Raw genomic sequence first — 16,413 nt, forward strand, 5'->3', positions numbered from 1 at the left:
CGACAGCTGAACGCTGCAGCTCTTGCGGGGCCGGCCGGGCAGCGGTTCGTACGGACCGCTGCCCGGCCGCCGGTCGCCGTCGGGTCAGCGGTCGCCCTGTGGGGTGAGCGGGTCCATCTGCCGGGTGCCGCGGGCGAGCGTCGCGGTGCGCTGGTGTTCTTCGAAGTAACGCAGGACCTCCGGGGCGAGTTCGGGCACGCTGACCGGCGTACCGTTCGCGCGCAGCGATGTCGTCGCCGCGACCGCGGCGGCGACCGCCTCGCGGGCGGCGATCGGTGAGGTCTCGGTCGGGCCTCCGGTGGTGGCGAAGCGGAGGAACTCCTCGACCAGCGCCTGGTCCGCGCCGCCGTGCAGGCCGTCACTCGGTGAGGTGAGCGGGATGGAGTGGTCGGCGTCGCTCCGATAGCCGGAGCGGCGCCGGTTCCAGACGTTGATCGTCGCGGGGTCGCCGTCGATGCCGTCGCCGAGGTTCTCCAGGCGGCCCTCGTCCCCGATGACGGTGTAGTTGCGCCAGTAGTCGGGGGTGAAGTGGCACTGCTGGTAGCTGGCGAGCACCCCGTTGTCCAGCTGGGCGAGCATCATGCTGAGGTCCTCGACGTCGATGACCGGGTTCAGGTCGCGCAGGGCGGCCGGTGGCCAGATGTCCGGGTCGAACCAGTCGGGCATCCGCTGACCGTGGGGTGCGGCGTCCTGCGCGGTGCGACGCGGGTTGTCGCCGTAGACCGCGAGGGCACCGTAGGCGACGACGCTTCGGGTGTAGCCCCCGGCCAGCCAGTGGATCACATCGAGGTCGTGGGCGCCCTTCTGGAGGAGCAGCCCGGTGGTGTTGGCCCGCTCCGCGTGCCAGTCCTTGAAGTAGTAGTCCCCGCCGTGTCCGACGAAGTGGCGGCACCACACCGCGCGGACCCGGCCGATCGCACCGTCGTCGATCAGCTCGCGCATGCGCCGGAGCATCGGGAGGTGGCGCAGGTTGTGGCCCACATAGAGGCGGCTGCGGGAGCTGAAGGCGGCCCCCAGCAGCGCGTCGCAGTCGGCGACGGTGATCGCGAGCGGCTTCTCCACGAACACCGCGATCCCGGCCGCGAGGAAGAACAGCGCGGGCTGTGTGTGCAGCTGGTCGGGCGTGAGGACGAACACCGCGTCCAGGTCGTCGTCGAGCATCCGCTCGTACCGGTCGTGTATCGCGACGTCCGCTCCGAAAAGGCGTCTGGCGTCGTCCTGGCCGCGCGGGTCCGGATCGGCGCAGGACACGATCCGGGCGATGCCCGAGCGGTTCGCCAGCGCGGCCATGGGCGCGCGCTGCCCGACACCGACCACTCCGAGGCGCAATTCCGACGCTGGTGCCTGGTCACGCTCACTCACTCGGCTATCCCTTCGTTCGGTCAGACGGTGCCTTCTCATGCGGTGACGCAGGACACCGGGGCCCGGTGCACCGTGTCCCGGGTGCCGTGGCGGCCGGGACGCTTTTCCGTCCCTACCGCCGCGGGGCGGTCGGGGCCGCCAGTCCGTCCCTCAGCAGCCGGCTGTCGACCTCGTCCAGGGCCAGGCGCACCGCCCCCAGGGCCACGCTCTCGTCGCCGAGGGTGGAGGCGCGCAGCTCCGGCAGTCGCAGACAGTGCTTGGCGAGTTCGCGGCGCAGCGGGTCCAGGACCACGTCGGCGGACCGGGAGAACCCGCCGCCGTAGACGACGACTTGCGGGTCCAGGGCGAGGACCAGCGCGGCGACTCCCACCGCGAGGTCGCGGGTGTAGCGCCGGATGGCCGTCTTCGCGGCCCGGTCGCCGTCCCGGGCCGCCTGGAACACCCATGCCGCCGCCTCGCCCGGCGCGGCCGTGGCCGGTATGCCGGGGCAGGACTCGAGGTGTCCGGGCGCGGTCAGCCACCGCACGGCCTTGAGGGCACCGATCTCCCCCGCGGCACCGCCGTGGCCGCGGCGCAGGGTGCCGTCAAGGATGAGTCCGGCACCGGTGCGCAGGCCGGCGAGGAGGAAGACGATGTCGTCGGCGTCCTGTGCCACTCCGTTCCAGCGTTCGGCCACGGCGGCGAGCTTGCAGTCGTTCTCCACCTGGATCGGGCAGGGGAAACGGGCCCCGAGGTGGGCTGACGGGTCGATGGTGTGCCAGCCGGGCAGCGGTGTGGACAAGGTGGTGCGGCCGGTGGCGTCGACCGGGCCGGTCACCCCGACCGTCACGGCCCAGATGTCGGCCGGTGCCATGCCCGCGTCCCGCAGGACCTCGTCGATGACCCGGTCGACCGCCGCCAGCCGGGCCTCGGGCCCCGCCTCGGGGTCGGCCGGGCGGCGCACGGTCCGGATGAGGTTGCCCTCCAGGTCGCTCAGCATGACGAGGATCTTGTGCACGCCGATGTCGATGCCGAGCACATGGCCGGCGGTGGCCCGGAACCGGAACCGGCGGGCCGGGCGCCCCACCACACTGCTGGCCCCCGGCTCCTCGACCTCGGCCCACCCGTCGGCCACCAGCGCCTGCACCAGGACGTCCACGGCGGGACGGGACAGGCCGGCCCGCCGGGCGAGTTCGGTGACCGTGGAGGGCGGATTGCCGCGCAGCGCCCATACGATGGACAGCTGGTTCATCTCACGCATCCGGGACATGTCTGTTCCGGTGGTCGCCATGCTGGTGCTCCTCGGAGGGGGTGCGGGGCCCGCCGCAGAATATCGCTGAGCAGTTTACTAATTCCCGGCGGTGGCCGCGTCCGCGAACGGGGTCAGGCGATCGGATACCGCTGTTCCGTCTCAGGACTGACCGCCGGTGTGAAGTCGACCTCCCGTCCGTCGAGCGTGAACCGGTAGCGGCCGAGCCTGCGCACCTCGGGCCGGGTGGCCAGGTACGCCGTCATCGCCTCCAGTTCGTCGGGGCGCAGCCACCCGGGCGGGTCGGACACCGCCCGGAAGCCGCAGATGTCGGCGAGGTCGCGCAGCCAGCTCTGCTGCTGTTCGGTCAGCAGGTTGAGCCGGCTGCGGAAGTACACGATGTCCGGGTCGACCTCGAGCAGGGGCGACTGCCACAGCCGGTGCAGAGTGTTGACGACCGCGTTGCGGGCCAGGGCGTCGGAGGGGTCCTGGGTGGCGTAGTGCTCCCACAGCGGGGCGACGTCCGGACCGCTGCGCATTCCGTCGGCCAGGCCGAGGGAGGGCAGCAGCGGCGCCCCGCTGGCCAGCAGATACGCGTCCGGTCCCGCCGCCTCACGGATGATCCGCAGTCCGGTCCGGTACGCCTCCTCGCGGCCGACGTCCGCCGACCGTACGCCGGGCACCGCGGCGCCCTGGAGGAAGTCCAGCTTGAGATAGGTGAACCCCCATTCCCGGCTGACCCGGTGGATCATCTCCCGCAGATGCTCCTGCGCCGCCGGCAGGGTGAGGTCCAGCGCCCAGTAGCCGGTGCCCCAGTTGTGGCCGGCCACCACCGGCTCGCCGCGGCCGTCGCGCAGCAGCAACTCCGGCCGCCGGCGGGCGGTGTCGGACCGGGGGTGGACGATGAACGGGGCGATCCACAGTCCGGGCCGCAGCCCCGCGTCCGTGATCCGGCCGGCCAGCGCCCGCATGCCGGCCGGGAACTTGGCGTTGGCCTCCCAGTCCCCCACCGCCCGCTCCCAGCCGTCGTCGACCTGTACGACGTCGAAGGGCAGGCCGCGCAGGGCGGTGATGTCCTTGGTGAGCTGTTCCTCGGTGATGTTCTCGTAGTACGCGTACCAGCTGCACCACACGTTGCCCGCCCGCTTGCGGCTGTGCCCCAGACGCTCGCCGAGGTGCCGGGCGTAGGCGGCGAAGACCTCCTCCTCGCCGCCGTAGGCGAGGAACCACGGCGCTCCGCCGCGCTCGTACCACCCGACGAGTGTGTCCTGGTCCGCGGTCAGGCGCGGTACGTCCAGGCCGAGCGCGCCGAGCAGCAGCACCCGTCCGTCGGTCTTCTGGAGGGCGGCGACGGCGGACGAGTGGTGGCGGGCCGGGTCGTCCCATACGGTGTCGTCGGCGGTGAGGCGGCGTTCGGCGCTCTCGATGCGCAGGGGGGCCTCGGAGAGCCGGCGCCAGCCGCACGGGCTCCATGAGTTGTGTCCGTGGCGGTAGAAGAGGGCGTCGCCGAGACCGTGCAGTACGGCCGTCCGGCCGGGCGGCAGCAGCAGACCGCCGTCGACGGACCGCGGCGGGGCGTCGCCTTCGAGCTCGACGGCGAACGTGCGCTCGCCGAGGTCCAGGAGCTGGGCCATGGGTCTCCTTGCGTCTGGGGGTGCGAGTACGGTTCCGCGGGTTCCGGCCGCTACTTGAGGAGGCCGTTCGCCTTGTCGTTGGCCGACTTCAGGGCGGCTTCCGGCGATGCCTGACCGAGGATCGCCGACTGGATGGCGTCCTGGACGATGGGACTGATCTCGGTGCCGTTCTCGGTGACGGGCAGCAGGAAGGTGCCGTCCTTCGCCGCGGCGGCGTCGGTGAAGACGTGCACGTCCTCACCCTTGGCCCGGTGCACGGCCAGCGCCTTTTGGGTGGCGCTCTTCAGCGCGGGGAAGACGATGCCCCGCTTGGCGACCAGGTTCTGGCATTCGGGCGAGGCGAGGAATTTGACCCACTTCCACGCCTGTTCCTTGTGCTTGGTCCCGGCCCAGATGGCGTCCGACGAGCCGTTGAGGGCGCTCTTGCGGCCGGCCGGGCCGGTGGGCAGCGGTGCGAAGGCGAACTTCTGCTTCACCTTGGGTTTGGTGAAGGTGGAAATGGTCCAGGAGCCCGTGACCATCATGGCGCCCTTGCCGGCCATGAGCAGCTCGGAGTTGGCGAGGGTCGACTTCTTGTCCAAGGGGGGCGCGTAGCCCTTGTCGATCAGGTGCTTGAACCAGGTGATGGTCTCGGCGAGTTTCGGGTCGTCGTACTGGTAGTGCGTCCCCCACGGGTTCTTGTCGAGGAAGGTGAAGCCGTTCGAGGCGGCGAAATCGCCCCAGCCGTTCTGGCCCTGGGAGCCGTCGGCCCACTCGGCCAGGAACCCGTAGGTCTTCACATGGTTCTTGTCGAAGCCCGGATCGAGGCCGTTGCGGCCCTTGGTGTCGACGGTGGCCTTGGCGATCACCTTCTCCAGGGTGCCGCCGTCGGAGGGGTTCCAGGTCAGGTCGTTCAGCTGGGCGGCGTCGACGCCCTGCTTCTCGAACATGGTGGTGTTGTAGACGAGCGCCATGGTGTCCCAGTCCTTCGGCAGGCCGTAGCGCTTGCCGTCCTTGACCCATACCCCGGTGAGGCCGGGCTGGTAGGCGGACAGGTCCACCTTGTCGCGCTCCACCAGGGGCTGAAGGTCCAGCAGCTGGCCGCCGGCGGCGTACTGCGGATAGTAGGTGCTCTGGTTGGTCCAGACGTCGGGGGCGTCGCCGGAGACCAGCTCGACGGTGAGGTTCTGCCAGTACTGGGTCCACGCGGTCTGGGTGATCTTCACGGTGATGTCGGGATTGGCCTGGTGGAAGGCGGTCGCACAGTCCTGGTAGCCGGGCAGCTGCAAGTCGTCCCACAGCCAGTAGTCGATGGTCGTCCTGGATCCGGCCGTGTCGTCGTCGGAGCTGCCGCAGGAGACAAGGGTGGCGGTGGCGGCCAGGCACAGCAGGACGGCCGCGCCGGCGCGCAGGTGTCGGGGGCTCATCGCGGGGGCCTCTCTGGCTCGTACCGGGGGTGGTTACTTCATGCCGGTGAAGTTGAGGGACTCGACCAGTCGGCGGCCCAGCACGATCAGCAGCACCAGGACGGGCAGGACCGACAGGGCGGATCCCGCCATCAGGCCGGTCCAGTCGGGCTGGGTGTTGGGCGACTGCTGCTGGAAGATGCCGAGTGCGACGGTGAGCACCCGGGTCTGCTCCTCGCGGCCGGTCAGCAGCGGCCACAGGTAGTCCTTCCAGGCCCACACCGTGGTGGTGAGTCCGATGGTGATGAGCGGGCCGCGGCTCATGGGCATCACCACCCGCCAGAAGATGCCCCAGGCCCCCACGCCGTCCAGGACCGCCGCCTCCTCCACATCACGCGGAATCGACAGGAAGAACTGGCGCAGGAAGAAGACCGCGAACGGCGTCATGAGCACACTCGGTGCCACCATGCCGGTGAAGGTGTTCAGCCAGCCGAGGTTCTTCACCAGGACGAAGTTGGGCAGCACGGTGAAGATCGGCGGCACCATGAGCGCGGCGATCAGCACCCCGAAGACCGCGTCCCGGCCGGGGAAGCGCAACCGGGCGAAGGCGTAGCCGGCCATCGCGCAGAACAGCGTCTGCAGGGCCGCGATCAGCCCGCTGTAGACGACGGAGTTGAGCAGATAGCGCAGGAAGTCCACGTGCGCGCCGGAGCCCCCGGCGGCCTGTGCCTCCTCCTGGCTGGTCAGCCCGAGCACCCGCAGGAAGTTGATCATCGTGGGGTGGTCCGGGACGAGCCCGGTGGAGTCGGTGTAGAGGTCGGCCGCCGGGGTCAGGGCGGTGCGGACCATCCAGTAGAACGGGAAGACGGTCACGAACAGCGCGATGACGAGCACCGTCCATGCGGCGATCCGGCCGGGCGAGACCTTCGTACGGATGCGGGTCATGGTCTGCTCCTCAGGCCAGGTCCGAGCGGGAAGCACGCAACAGGCGTATCTGCACGGCGGTCAGTACGCCGAGGATCACCGCGAGCACCACGGCCACGGCGGAGGCATAGCCCATGTGGAAGTAGTTGAAGGCCTGTTCGTAGATGTAGAAGTAGATGACCCGGGTGGCGCTGACCGGTCCGCCCTTGGTGGTCACCGCGATCGTGTCGAAGATCTGGAACGAGCCGATCAGCGACACCACCAGCACCAGGGCGAGAACCGGCCGCAGCAGCGGCAGGGTGATCCGGGTGAACATCCGCCACTCGCCGGCGCCGTCCAGGGCGGCGCTCTCGTACAGGTACTGCGGGACCTGGAGCATCCCGGCGTACAGCAGCAGCGCCGTATAGCCGGTGTACGCCCAGGTGTTGACCGCGGCCACGGTCGGCATCGCCCAGTCGGGCGAGGTGAAGAAGCCGGTGGTGCCCAGGCCGAGGGCGTTCAGCACATGGTTGACGAGGCCGAGGTTGGCGTCCAGCAGCCACATCCACACCAGGCCGACGGTGACGTTGGGCACCAGCCAGGGCACCAGCAGCATCGCGCGCAGCGCCACCGACCGGGTCAGCCGGTGCATGAGCGTCGCCAGCAGCAGAGCCAGTACGGTCTGCGACCCGATGTTGAGCACCACGTAGTAGCCGGTGACCTTCAGCGCGTTCCAGAACTGCTCGTCGCCGATCAGCCGGCGGTAGTTGTCCGCGCCGACGAAGCCGGGCGTGGAGAGCAGGTTGTAGTCGGTGAGCGAGTAGTAGACGCCGCGCACGGTCGGATACGCGTAGAAGAGCGCGAACCCCACCAGCGCGGGCGCCAGGAACAGCCAGGCGGCCCTCCGGTCGTCGCGGCGCCGGCGCTGCCTGCCCGGAGCTGGGGCTTTGCCCAGGGGTGCGCCTGCGCTCTCATGCGGTGGCGCAACGGCGGTGTCCGCGCCCATGGTTCCCCTCCGAAGGGATTTGCGCCACACCTCTTGTCAGTGGGGCACCGTGGACACATATTGATGAGCAACAGCGAAACTTTGTCAATTCTGTCGCATAACAAAGCGGGGCTTCCGCTCCGCGGCGGACAGCGGAGACGAGGAGCCGGACGCCCGCGTCGGGCCCGAACTCACACGTGCCACAACGGCCGTTGACGGAGGGACGGTGGGCCGTCCCGGCGCCGCTGGACGGCACCCCCACCCGTCTTCGGAGGTTGACACCATGCGCACCTTCGCGCACCGGCGCGGCAGAGGACTGCTGGCCGCGCTCTGTTCCACAGCCGTGGTCCTCGCCCTGGCCGTGTTACCGCACACCGCCCAGGCCACCCAGGGCGCCGACACCGCCGGCGCCGCGGCCGGTTCGGCCCAGGGCGCGCCCGAGCGCCCGGCACCCGGCCCGGATCCGGACCCCGCGCTGCCGGCGCACACCCTCACCCGCGCCGACGCGCCGCTGGACAACCCGCTCAAGGGCTTCGCCCGCTTCTACCAGCCCGGAGTCGATCAGAACACGGGCTACCCGCACTCGCTGACCTGGAGCTACTTCGGCCTGTCCGAGGTCATGAACGACGCGTCGGACTGCGGACACTACGACTGGAGCGTGCTGGACAGCGCGCTCAAGGAGACCGCCTCCTACGGCAACCAGGCCGCCATCCGCTTCTACATCGAGTATCCCTACAGCAGCGGCAGCCACCCCACCAACGCCATCCCCCCGTGCTTCGACGGACACGTCGACAACCGCACCAACGCCTACTGGAACACCACCAGCCCCGACTACGACAGCGCCTACCTGCTGGATGCGCTCAAGGACTTCATCGCCGCGTTCGGCGCCCGCTACGACGGTGACCCGCGCATCGGCTTCATCCACATGGGCCTGATCGGGCTGTGGGGCGAGTGGCACACCTGGCCCTACGACACGGACACCTCGAGCGACTCATACCCCAACTACATGCCCACCGACGCCCACGCCGCCGAGATCATGCGGGCCTACAACAGCGCCTTCACCCACACCAAGGTGGAGGCCAGGTACGCGGACCTGGCCGGCGGCGCCGCCGACAGCCTCCCGGCCATCGGCTACCACGACGACTCCTTCTGCTTCCGCGAGGGCAGCCCCCTGGCCGGTGTCACCCTGCCGGCGTCGATGGGCGGGGCCTCGTACTCCCAACTGCAGAAAGCCCTCGAACACGGCGTGGAGAACCGCTGGATCACCGCCTCCATGGGCGGCGAGGTCCGTCCCGACATCCAGGGCAGGGCCTTCGCCAACTGGCCCGGCGGCTCCGGCGACGTGGACAACATGAAGGCGTGCCTGGAACTGGAGCACACCACCTGGAAGATCAATGAGGGCAGCGCCAACTACTCCGCCGACGACGCGGGCGTGGCGGCCGCGGTCCGGCTCATGGGCTACGACCTCACCGTCGACGACGCCTACTTCCACGACACCGCACAGGGCAGCACCAAGGTCGGCGTGCGGATCAGCAACAACGGCGTCGCCCCGTTCTACTACCCCTGGACGGTCAGCCTCGGGCTGAAGGACTCCACCGGCAAGGTCGTCAAGACCTGGGACACCACCTGGGACCTGCGCAAGGTGATGCCCAAGAAGATCCGGGCCTTCCCCGACTGGGGCGTGGGCTCCGATCCCACCTACCTCGACTACGGCTACCCCCGGTACTTCGACGCCACCGTCGACCTCTCCGGCGTCTCCACCGGCGACTACCAGCTCGTCATGAAGGTCAAGAACCCTCTGGAGGACACCAGTTCCCACGCCAAGAAGCTGCGCTTCGCCAACGCCACGCAGAACGCGGACGGCTGGCTCGGCCTCGGCGCCATGACCGTCGGCTGACCCGGCGACGGCGTGACCTCGGGTGTCCGGGCCGGGTCCGCCCCGGCCCGGACACCCGAGCGGCAGCGGGCCGCCTCGGGTCAGCCGGTGATGAGTTCCGTGAACCGCTGGGTGTCGATGTTGCCGCCGGAGGCGATGATGCCGATCCTGCGCGGCGCGCCTTCGAGGCGCCCGGCCATGAGGGCGGCCAGGCCGGTGGCTCCGCTGGGTTCGAGGACGATCTTCAGTCGTTCGAAGGCGAACCGCATGGCGGTGGTGATGTCCTCGTCGCTGACGAGGGTGACGGCGTCGACCAGGCGCTGGTTGATGGCGAAGGTGAGCTCGCCGGGTGTGGGCAGGGCCTGACCGTCGGCGATGGTACGGGGCACGGGGATGGTGACGCGTTCGCCGCTTTCCAGGGAGCGCTTGGTGTCGTCGCCCGCTTCGGGCTCGACGCCGATGACCGTGGTCGCGGGGTGGAGTGCCTTGGCGGTGACGGCACAGCCGGCGATGAGGCCGCCGCCCCCGACGGGCGCGACGAGGGCGTCCAGCGGGCCGGTCTCCTCGACGAGTTCCAGGGCGGCGGTGCCTTGTCCGGCGATGACGTGGGGGTGGTCGTAGGGCGGGATGAGGGCCAGGCCGCGATCCACGGCGAGGGCCTCGCCGAGGCTGGTGCGCTCCTCGGTGTAGCGGTCGTAGGTGACGATCTCCGCGCCGTAGCCGGCGGTGGCTTCCATCTTGGAGCGGGGGGCGTCCTCGGGCATGAGGATGACCGCGGAGGTGCCCAGTTCACGGGCGGCCAGGGCGGTGGCCTGGGCGTGGTTGCCGGAGGAGTAGGCGGCGATGCCCCGGGCGAGTTGCTCGGCGGACAGTTGGGCGGCGGCGTTGTAGGCGCCGCGGAACTTGAAGGCCCCGACGCGCTGGAAGTTCTCGCACTTGATGAACACCTCCGCACCGACCATGGCGTTCAGGGTGCGGGAGGTGAGGACGGGGGTGCGGTGGGCGATCCCTTCCAGACGCGCGGCGGCCTGGCGGACGTCGTCGAAGGAAACGGGCAATGCGGCGGCCATGGCGGGTCCTTGCGGGGATGGGCGGTCGGGTGTCTTTCGGGGTGCTCGGGGCGGCAGGTCACCAGCCGGTGACGCGCGGCCAGAAAGCCTTGATGGCGGGCGTGGGGGCGGTGTCGTGAGCGGCGCTGTCGATGACGTGATAGCCCTGGTGCTGGGCCGCGGTGGCGCAGGCGTGGTTGGGCAGGATGCGCAGGCGGGTGCCGATGGGCAGCTCGGGCGGGGTGGCGCCGTCACGGGTGGTGAGAGTGCCGTGTTCCTGGCTCGCGGCCGTCATGACCAGGTCCGGGATCAGGTGGCCGGCCAGGTCGGTGACCAGGCCGTAGCCCTGGTCCTGTGCCTGGACGGCGGTCCCGCGATCGCGGGACATGGCCATCCAGCCGCCGTCGGTGACGATCCACCCGTACTCGGGCCGGTGGCCGATGACGGTGACGACGACGGACAGGGCGAGGTCCTCGACGCGGCAGACGCCGAGGCCGGCCATCACCAGGTCGAAGAAGACGTAGTTGCCCGCACGCAGTTCGGTGACTCCGGTGAGGTCCTCGGCCGCGTGGGCGGTGGGGGTGGAGCCGACGCTGACGGTGGGCACGGGCAGACCGGCCGCGCGCAGCCGTTCGGCCGCGGCGACCGCGGTGTCACGCTCGTTCTTCGCCGCCAGCCCCTGCTCCTCGGTGCCGTAGGCGACGTAGGACTCGCCCGCGTGGGTGAGCACACCGTCCAGGCAGTCCGCGCTGTGCAGGATGCGGCCGATCTCCAGGAGACCGGGCGCGTCGGGCTTCAGGCCGCCGCGGTGGCCGTCGCAGTCGATCTCGATCTGGGCCGGGATGGGGAGCCCGGCCTGTCGGGAGGTCTCGGCGACGAACGTGGCCTGCTCGGCGCTGTCCAGCAGAATCCGCAGGCGCACGCCGCGGCGCAGCAGGGCGATCACACGGGGCAGCTTGTGCGGGTCGATGCCGACGGCGTAGGTGATGTCGGTGTAGCCGCCGTCGGCGAACGCTTCGGCCTCGGCCAGCGTGGACACGGTGACGGGACAGGGGGTGCCGTCGTGCAGGAGCGCCGCGACGTCGAGGCTCTTGGCCGTCTTGACGTGCGGACGCAAGGTGACGCCGAGCCGGGCGGCCCTGGTCCCCAGGCGCTCGATGTTGCGCAGCGCCTTGTGCACGTCGAGGACGGCGAACGGGGTGCCGGGGTCGGCCAGGGTCCGGGCGGAGGCAGTGGCGGTGTTCACAGGGGGCTGTCCATTCTCTTCAGAAGGGCCAGGCCCAGACAGGTCACCGGCGGTCATGAAGAGTCCTTCACTTGGTGTAGTTGTAGACGGTCGTGCGGGAGACACCGAGGAGGTCGGCGATGGTCCGAGCGGCGTCGCGCGAGTCGAAGTAGCCGTCATGGTGCAGTTGCCGCACCAGTGCCTTCTTGTCCGCCCGGCTGAGCGACCTCGGGGTGCCGGCCCGCTCGGCGGCCAGAGCCTCCACCGTCCGGCGCAGCTCGCGCGCGTTGCGGTCCCGGAGCGTCTCCAGAGGTTGTTCGCGGTGGTCGGTGTCCGTGGCGACCAGGTTCGACAACGCGAGTGTGACCGGTGACAGCACGGAGACGTCGAGGTTCAGGCACAACGCCGCGATGTACTCGCCCGCGGCGTTCTTGATGCCGATGGAGGTGCTCTTCGCGGGACGGCCGTCCGGGAACTGGTTGGGGTAGTTCTGGATCACGCTCGGGTACTCGGGGTCCGCGATACGGGCCAGGCCCAGCTCGGTCGCGGAGTCCCCGACCTGACGGCCGGACAGGTTGTTCTCGATGGCGCGGATCGCGTGCCGCGGATCGCGCAGGTCGTGCAGGACCACCTCGCACAGGCCGGGGAACATCCGCCCCAGGGCGACAGCGATCTTCTCCGCCTCACGGATGAGGTGGTCATCCGCGTCGGCCGGGACCCGCGGAGCCTGGCCGGTGTGCCGGTCCCGCTCCGTGGTTTCCGCGGTGTGGTCCATGGATCCTCTTCGTGGCTTTGAGGCATACGCCCAGGCGGGCCGCCTCGGCGTCACCTTTCACCGGCAAAAGTAATCCGCTCTGGCTCAATAGTCCAGATCTGAATTCTCCGTCCAACGCCCGGTGTCGAACGCACATGACCTCACCGCACGGGCGGGCCGGTCCGGCCGGTGGGGAATTCCTCGATACCGAGCACCCGCAGCAGCTCCAGTCGTTCGCGGGTCTCGGCGTCCGCCGGGGTGAGCACGAGCAGCAGCTGCCCCTGGTCGGGGGTGACGAGGGTCTCGCAGTCCATCAGCAGGCGGCCCACCCTCGGGTGCAGCATGGTCTTGCGGTCGGCGCGCCGGACCGCCACCTCGTGCTCGGCCCAGAGCCGGCGGAAGTCGGCACTGGCGGCCCGCAACCGGTCGACGAGCCCGGCCACGGTGGGGTCGCCGGACCTGCGGCCGGCGGCCGCCCGCAGGTCGGCCACGAGCCGGCGGGCGTGGTACTCGTGTTCCTCGGGCGGGTAGACGGCGCGGGTGGCGGGGTCGGTGAACCAGCGGTGCACGAGGTAGCGCCGGTCGCCGGAGAGGCCGGTGTGGTCGCCCGACAGCAGGACGGCCGCCCGGTTCTGGGCGAGGACCTCGCTCAGGTCGGACAGCACCAGGGCCGGGGTGTCGCCGAGCAGATCGAGCATGCGCACCAGACCGGCGCGGGCCAGCCGGGCCACCGTGTCGGCGGGCGGGGGCCGGTGGCCGGCCAGGTGGAACAGGTGGTCGCGCTCGTCGTCGGAGAGGCGCAGGGCTCGGGCCAGCGCACCGAGCAACTGGGGCGAGGGCTGGCTGCTGCGGCCTTGCTCCAGGCGTACGACATAGTCCACCGACACACCGGCGAGCATCGCCACCTCTTCCCGGCGCAGACCGGTGGTGCGGCGGCGGGGACCGTCGGCGATGCCGACCTCGGCCGGGCGGATCGCCTCGCGGCGGCGGCGCAGGAAGTCGGCGAGCTGGTCACGTTGCATGACCTCATGATCCCTCGCGGCGGACGCGCCGATCCAGGGAGCGGCGCTCCCAGGATGCACGCTCCGCTTCCGTACGTCGCGGCGCGAACCCAAGGTGGGTCACACATCGACGACGAAGGAGAGCACGATGCAGGCACGAACCCTGGGCAGCACCGGCCCGGCCGTCTCCGCGCTGGGTCTGGGCGCGATGGGCATGTCGGGCGCCTACGGCGCGGCCGACCGCGCGGAGAGCATCGCCACCGTGCACGCCGCGCTGGAGTCCGGCGTCACGCTGATCGACACCGGTGACTTCTACGCCACGGGCCACAACGAGCTGCTGCTCGCCGAAGCGCTGCGCGGCCGGGACCGGGACAGCTACCAGCTGAGTGTGAAGTTCGGTGAGCTGATGAGCCCGGGAGCGGGCTTCGGCGGGCGCGACTGCCGCCCCGAGGCGGTGAAGAACTTCCTGGCCCACTCGCTGACCCGGCTGGGCACCGACCACATCGACATCTACCGTCCCGCCCGGCTGGACCCGGCGGTACCGATCGAGGAGACGGTGGGCGCGATCAAGGAGATGATCGACGCGGGGTACGTGCGGCACCTCGGCCTCTCGGAGGTCGATGCGGCGACGATCCGCCGGGCGCACGCCGTACACCCGGTCGCCGACCTACAGATCGAGTACTCGCTGGTGTCCCGCGCGGTGGAGGCGGACGTTCTGCCCACGCTGCGGGAGCTCGGCATCGGCATGACCGCGTACGGCGTCCTCAGCCGCGGCCTGATCTCCGGGCACTGGTCCGCCGGCCACACCGCCGGTCCGGGCGACTTCCGCGGCATGAGCCCGCGGTTCACGAGCGGGAACGTGGAACACAACCTGGCCCTCGTGGCGGCTCTGCGCCGGATCGCCGAGGCGAAGGGGTGCACCGTCGCCCAGCTGGCCATCGCCTGGGTGGCCGCGCAGGGCGAGGACATCGTGCCGCTGGTCGGCGCTCGCACCCGCGAGCGGCTGGCCGAGGCGCTGCCCGCCATCGAGCTGCACCTCACCGCGGACGACCTGGCCGAGATCGAGAAGGCGGTGCCGCCGGGCGCGGCACGCGGCGACCGGTACCCGTCCGCCTTCATGGCCGACCTCGGCGTGGGCAACTGAGTCCGGCCCCGGCGGGGCCCGCTCCGGCGCGGGTTCCGCCGGGGAAGCCGGCACCCTGGCGCCGAGGTGGGCCGGGCCTCGGCGGTCGCGGTCACCGCGGCACCTCCTCCGCTATTAGGTAGACTGACCTACCCAATACCCGGGAGGAACGTGATGAGCGATACCGGCGCCACGGCAGCGCGGCCCAGCAGACGACGGGGGACCGCCCGGGAGCGGCTGCTCGCCGCCGCATCGCGTCGCTTCTACGCGCACGGCGTGGCGGCGACGGGGATCGACACGATCACCGCCGAGGCAGGCGTGGCGAAGATGAGCCTGTACAACAACTTCTCCTCCAAGGCCGACCTGGTGCGGGCCTACCTCGAAGCGCGGCACGAGGAGTGGATGGGCCTGTACCGGCGGCGCCTGGAAGGCGTCCGGGACGGCCGCGACGGCGTCCTGGCCGTCTTCGACGCGTACGCCGATCACGCGGCTTTCGCCTATGAGCACGGTTTCCGGGGGTGCGGTCTGCTGAACGCGGCCGCCGAGCTGCCCGCCGGGGACGAGGGGCGGGCCGTCGTGCGCCGGCACAAGGAGGAAGTCGAGTCCCTGCTCGCCGGGCACCTGGAGCGACTGCTGCCCGATCGGCCCGAGGAGGCTCGCGCGGTGGCGGAGCACCTGGCGTTCCTGCTGGAGGGCGCGATGGCGCGCGCCGGACTGGAGGGCGCGGGCACGCGCCTGGAGCATGCGCGGACGATGGCGGCGAACCTGCTGGACCGGCTGTGACGCGGTCCCCCTCAGACGCGGCCGGCTCGGTGGGCGTGGGGTCGTTGTGTGTGCTCGTGGCGTCGGTGCTGTGGGGCACCACGGGCACGGCCGCGACGTTCGCCCCGGCGGTGGGGCCCCTCGCGATCGGGGCCGTCGCCATGGGCCTGGGCGGTCTGCTCCAGGCCCTGATCGCCGCCCCGCGGATGGCGGGACAAGCGCCGGGCCTGCGCGCGCGGCGAGGGGTGGTGCTGCTCGGCGCGCTGGCGGTGGGGGCCTACCCGCTGGCGTTCTACAGCTCCATGCGTCTGGCGGGGGTCGCCGCCGGGACCGTGGTGTCGATCGGTTCGGCTCCGCTCGCCTCGGCCGTGATCGAGCGCGCGGTCGACGGACGCCGCCTCACGCGCCGCTGGATGACCGGCGCCACGCTGGGCCTGTCCGGGACGGTGCTGCTGTGCGCGGCCGAAGCGGCCAAGGGACACTCCGGCCCCGGGGACCAGTCGGTGGGGTCCACCGTGCTCGGGGTGGCGCTGGGCCTGGTGGCCGGCTGCACCTACGCCCTGTACTCCTGGGCGGCCCACCGCCTGATCAGCCGCGGCATCACCTCAGGCGCGGCCATGGGTGCCGTCTTCGGGCTGGGCGGTCTGCTGCTCCTGCCCGTACTGCTGGCCACCGGCGCCCCGCTCCTCAGCTCCTGGACCAACACGGCCGTCGGCGCCTATATGGCGCTGGTGCCGATGTTCCTCGGCTACGTGCTGTTCGGCTGGGGTCTGGCGCATGTCCCGGCGAGCACCGCGACCACACTCTCCCTGCTGGAACCCGCCGTCGCCGCCGTACTGGCCGTCCTGGTCGTCGGCGAACGCCTGCCCCCGCTGGGGTGGGTCGGCATCGCCCTGGTCGTCGGCTGCCTCGCCGTCCTCACCGCGCCGACCCGCACCGCCGCTCCGAGGCCCCGAGCGACCACCCCGCGTCCGGACACCGGCGCCCGAGACGACAGCGCGGCTCGGCCCAGCCGCGCTCCGGTCCCGGACGCCATGCCGTCCGAATCCGCCGCGGTGCACGGGGACGTCGCCGGAGCCGATGCTCCGCGCCCGCCCCGTGCCCGCGACCCGTTCACCGCTTGACG

Annotated in this window: 14 protein-coding genes; 4 read left to right on the forward strand and 10 right to left on the reverse strand. The window is 71.1% G+C overall.

All coding sequences use genetic code 11. The features are described 5' to 3' along the window. Nucleotides 1-84: 84 nt before the first annotated feature. From PS467_RS01940 to PS467_RS01965, 6 genes are all read right to left on the reverse strand, one after another. Nucleotides 85-1,362, reverse strand: a complete 1,278-nt coding sequence (locus PS467_RS01940) for a Gfo/Idh/MocA family protein (protein WP_311033660.1) — start codon at nucleotides 1,360-1,362, stop codon at nucleotides 85-87. A gap of 112 nt (nucleotides 1,363-1,474) precedes the next feature. Then, complete coding sequence (locus tag PS467_RS01945; protein ID WP_311033661.1) at nucleotides 1,475-2,632, reverse strand: ROK family transcriptional regulator; 1,158 nt, start codon at nucleotides 2,630-2,632, stop codon at nucleotides 1,475-1,477. A 92-nt stretch (nucleotides 2,633-2,724) separates the two neighbouring features. Further along, on the reverse strand, nucleotides 2,725-4,224 hold the full coding sequence (locus PS467_RS01950) for a glycoside hydrolase family 36 protein (protein ID WP_311033662.1): 1,500 nt from the start codon (nucleotides 4,222-4,224) through the stop codon (nucleotides 2,725-2,727). A 50-nt stretch (nucleotides 4,225-4,274) separates the two neighbouring features. Then, on the reverse strand, nucleotides 4,275-5,630 hold the full coding sequence (locus tag PS467_RS01955) for an ABC transporter substrate-binding protein (RefSeq protein WP_311033663.1): 1,356 nt from the start codon (nucleotides 5,628-5,630) through the stop codon (nucleotides 4,275-4,277). Between the two features lie 33 nt (nucleotides 5,631-5,663). Continuing rightward, a complete protein-coding gene (locus PS467_RS01960; RefSeq protein WP_268969647.1) occupies nucleotides 5,664-6,554 on the reverse strand; it encodes a carbohydrate ABC transporter permease in 891 nt (296 codons plus the stop codon). Between the two features lie 10 nt (nucleotides 6,555-6,564). After that, the gene (locus PS467_RS01965; RefSeq protein WP_311033664.1) at nucleotides 6,565-7,518 is read right to left on the reverse strand and encodes a carbohydrate ABC transporter permease; all 954 of its coding nucleotides are present in this window, start codon (nucleotides 7,516-7,518) and stop codon (nucleotides 6,565-6,567) included. Nucleotides 7,519-7,780: 262 nt separating this feature from the next. On the opposite strand from PS467_RS01965, the gene PS467_RS01970 reads away from it, so the two are divergent. Then, nucleotides 7,781-9,394 carry a DUF4832 domain-containing protein gene (locus PS467_RS01970; protein ID WP_311033665.1) on the forward strand — a complete coding sequence of 538 codons (1,614 nt, stop codon included), beginning with the start codon at nucleotides 7,781-7,783 and terminating at the stop codon, nucleotides 9,392-9,394. Between the two features lie 80 nt (nucleotides 9,395-9,474). Here the strand turns inward: PS467_RS01970 and PS467_RS01975 are convergent, their stop codons facing one another. The 4 genes from PS467_RS01975 to PS467_RS01990 all read right to left on the reverse strand — a co-directional run bounded on the left by PS467_RS01975 (nucleotide 9,475) and on the right by PS467_RS01990 (nucleotide 13,423). Next, entirely contained in the window at nucleotides 9,475-10,443 is a 969-nt protein-coding gene (locus PS467_RS01975) for a threo-3-hydroxy-L-aspartate ammonia-lyase (RefSeq protein ID WP_311033666.1), read from the reverse strand. A gap of 58 nt (nucleotides 10,444-10,501) precedes the next feature. Further along, complete coding sequence (locus tag PS467_RS01980; protein WP_311033667.1) at nucleotides 10,502-11,725, reverse strand: DSD1 family PLP-dependent enzyme; 1,224 nt, start codon at nucleotides 11,723-11,725, stop codon at nucleotides 10,502-10,504. Nucleotides 11,726-11,735: 10 nt separating this feature from the next. After that, on the reverse strand, nucleotides 11,736-12,422 hold the full coding sequence (locus PS467_RS01985; RefSeq protein ID WP_311033668.1) for a helix-turn-helix transcriptional regulator: 687 nt from the start codon (nucleotides 12,420-12,422) through the stop codon (nucleotides 11,736-11,738). Nucleotides 12,423-12,562: 140 nt separating this feature from the next. Beyond that, entirely contained in the window at nucleotides 12,563-13,423 is an 861-nt protein-coding gene (locus PS467_RS01990; protein WP_311033669.1) for a helix-turn-helix transcriptional regulator, read from the reverse strand. Between the two features lie 127 nt (nucleotides 13,424-13,550). Here PS467_RS01990 and PS467_RS01995 point away from each other — a divergent pair, with 127 nt between their 5' ends. The 3 genes from PS467_RS01995 (at nucleotide 13,551) to PS467_RS02005 (ending at nucleotide 16,411) form a co-directional block, all read left to right on the forward strand. Further along, a complete protein-coding gene (locus PS467_RS01995; RefSeq protein ID WP_311033670.1) occupies nucleotides 13,551-14,546 on the forward strand; it encodes an aldo/keto reductase in 996 nt (331 codons plus the stop codon). A gap of 153 nt (nucleotides 14,547-14,699) precedes the next feature. Next, on the forward strand, nucleotides 14,700-15,308 hold the full coding sequence (locus tag PS467_RS02000) for a TetR/AcrR family transcriptional regulator (protein ID WP_311033671.1): 609 nt from the start codon (nucleotides 14,700-14,702) through the stop codon (nucleotides 15,306-15,308). Beyond that, complete coding sequence (locus PS467_RS02005; protein ID WP_311033672.1) at nucleotides 15,305-16,411, forward strand: DMT family transporter; 1,107 nt, start codon at nucleotides 15,305-15,307, stop codon at nucleotides 16,409-16,411. Before PS467_RS02000 ends, PS467_RS02005 begins: the two co-directional genes overlap by 4 nt. Nucleotides 16,412-16,413 lie beyond the last annotated feature (2 nt).

It is taken from the genome of Streptomyces luomodiensis (genome assembly GCF_031679605.1).
In the GTDB taxonomy this organism is placed as follows: domain Bacteria; phylum Actinomycetota; class Actinomycetes; order Streptomycetales; family Streptomycetaceae; genus Streptomyces; species Streptomyces luomodiensis.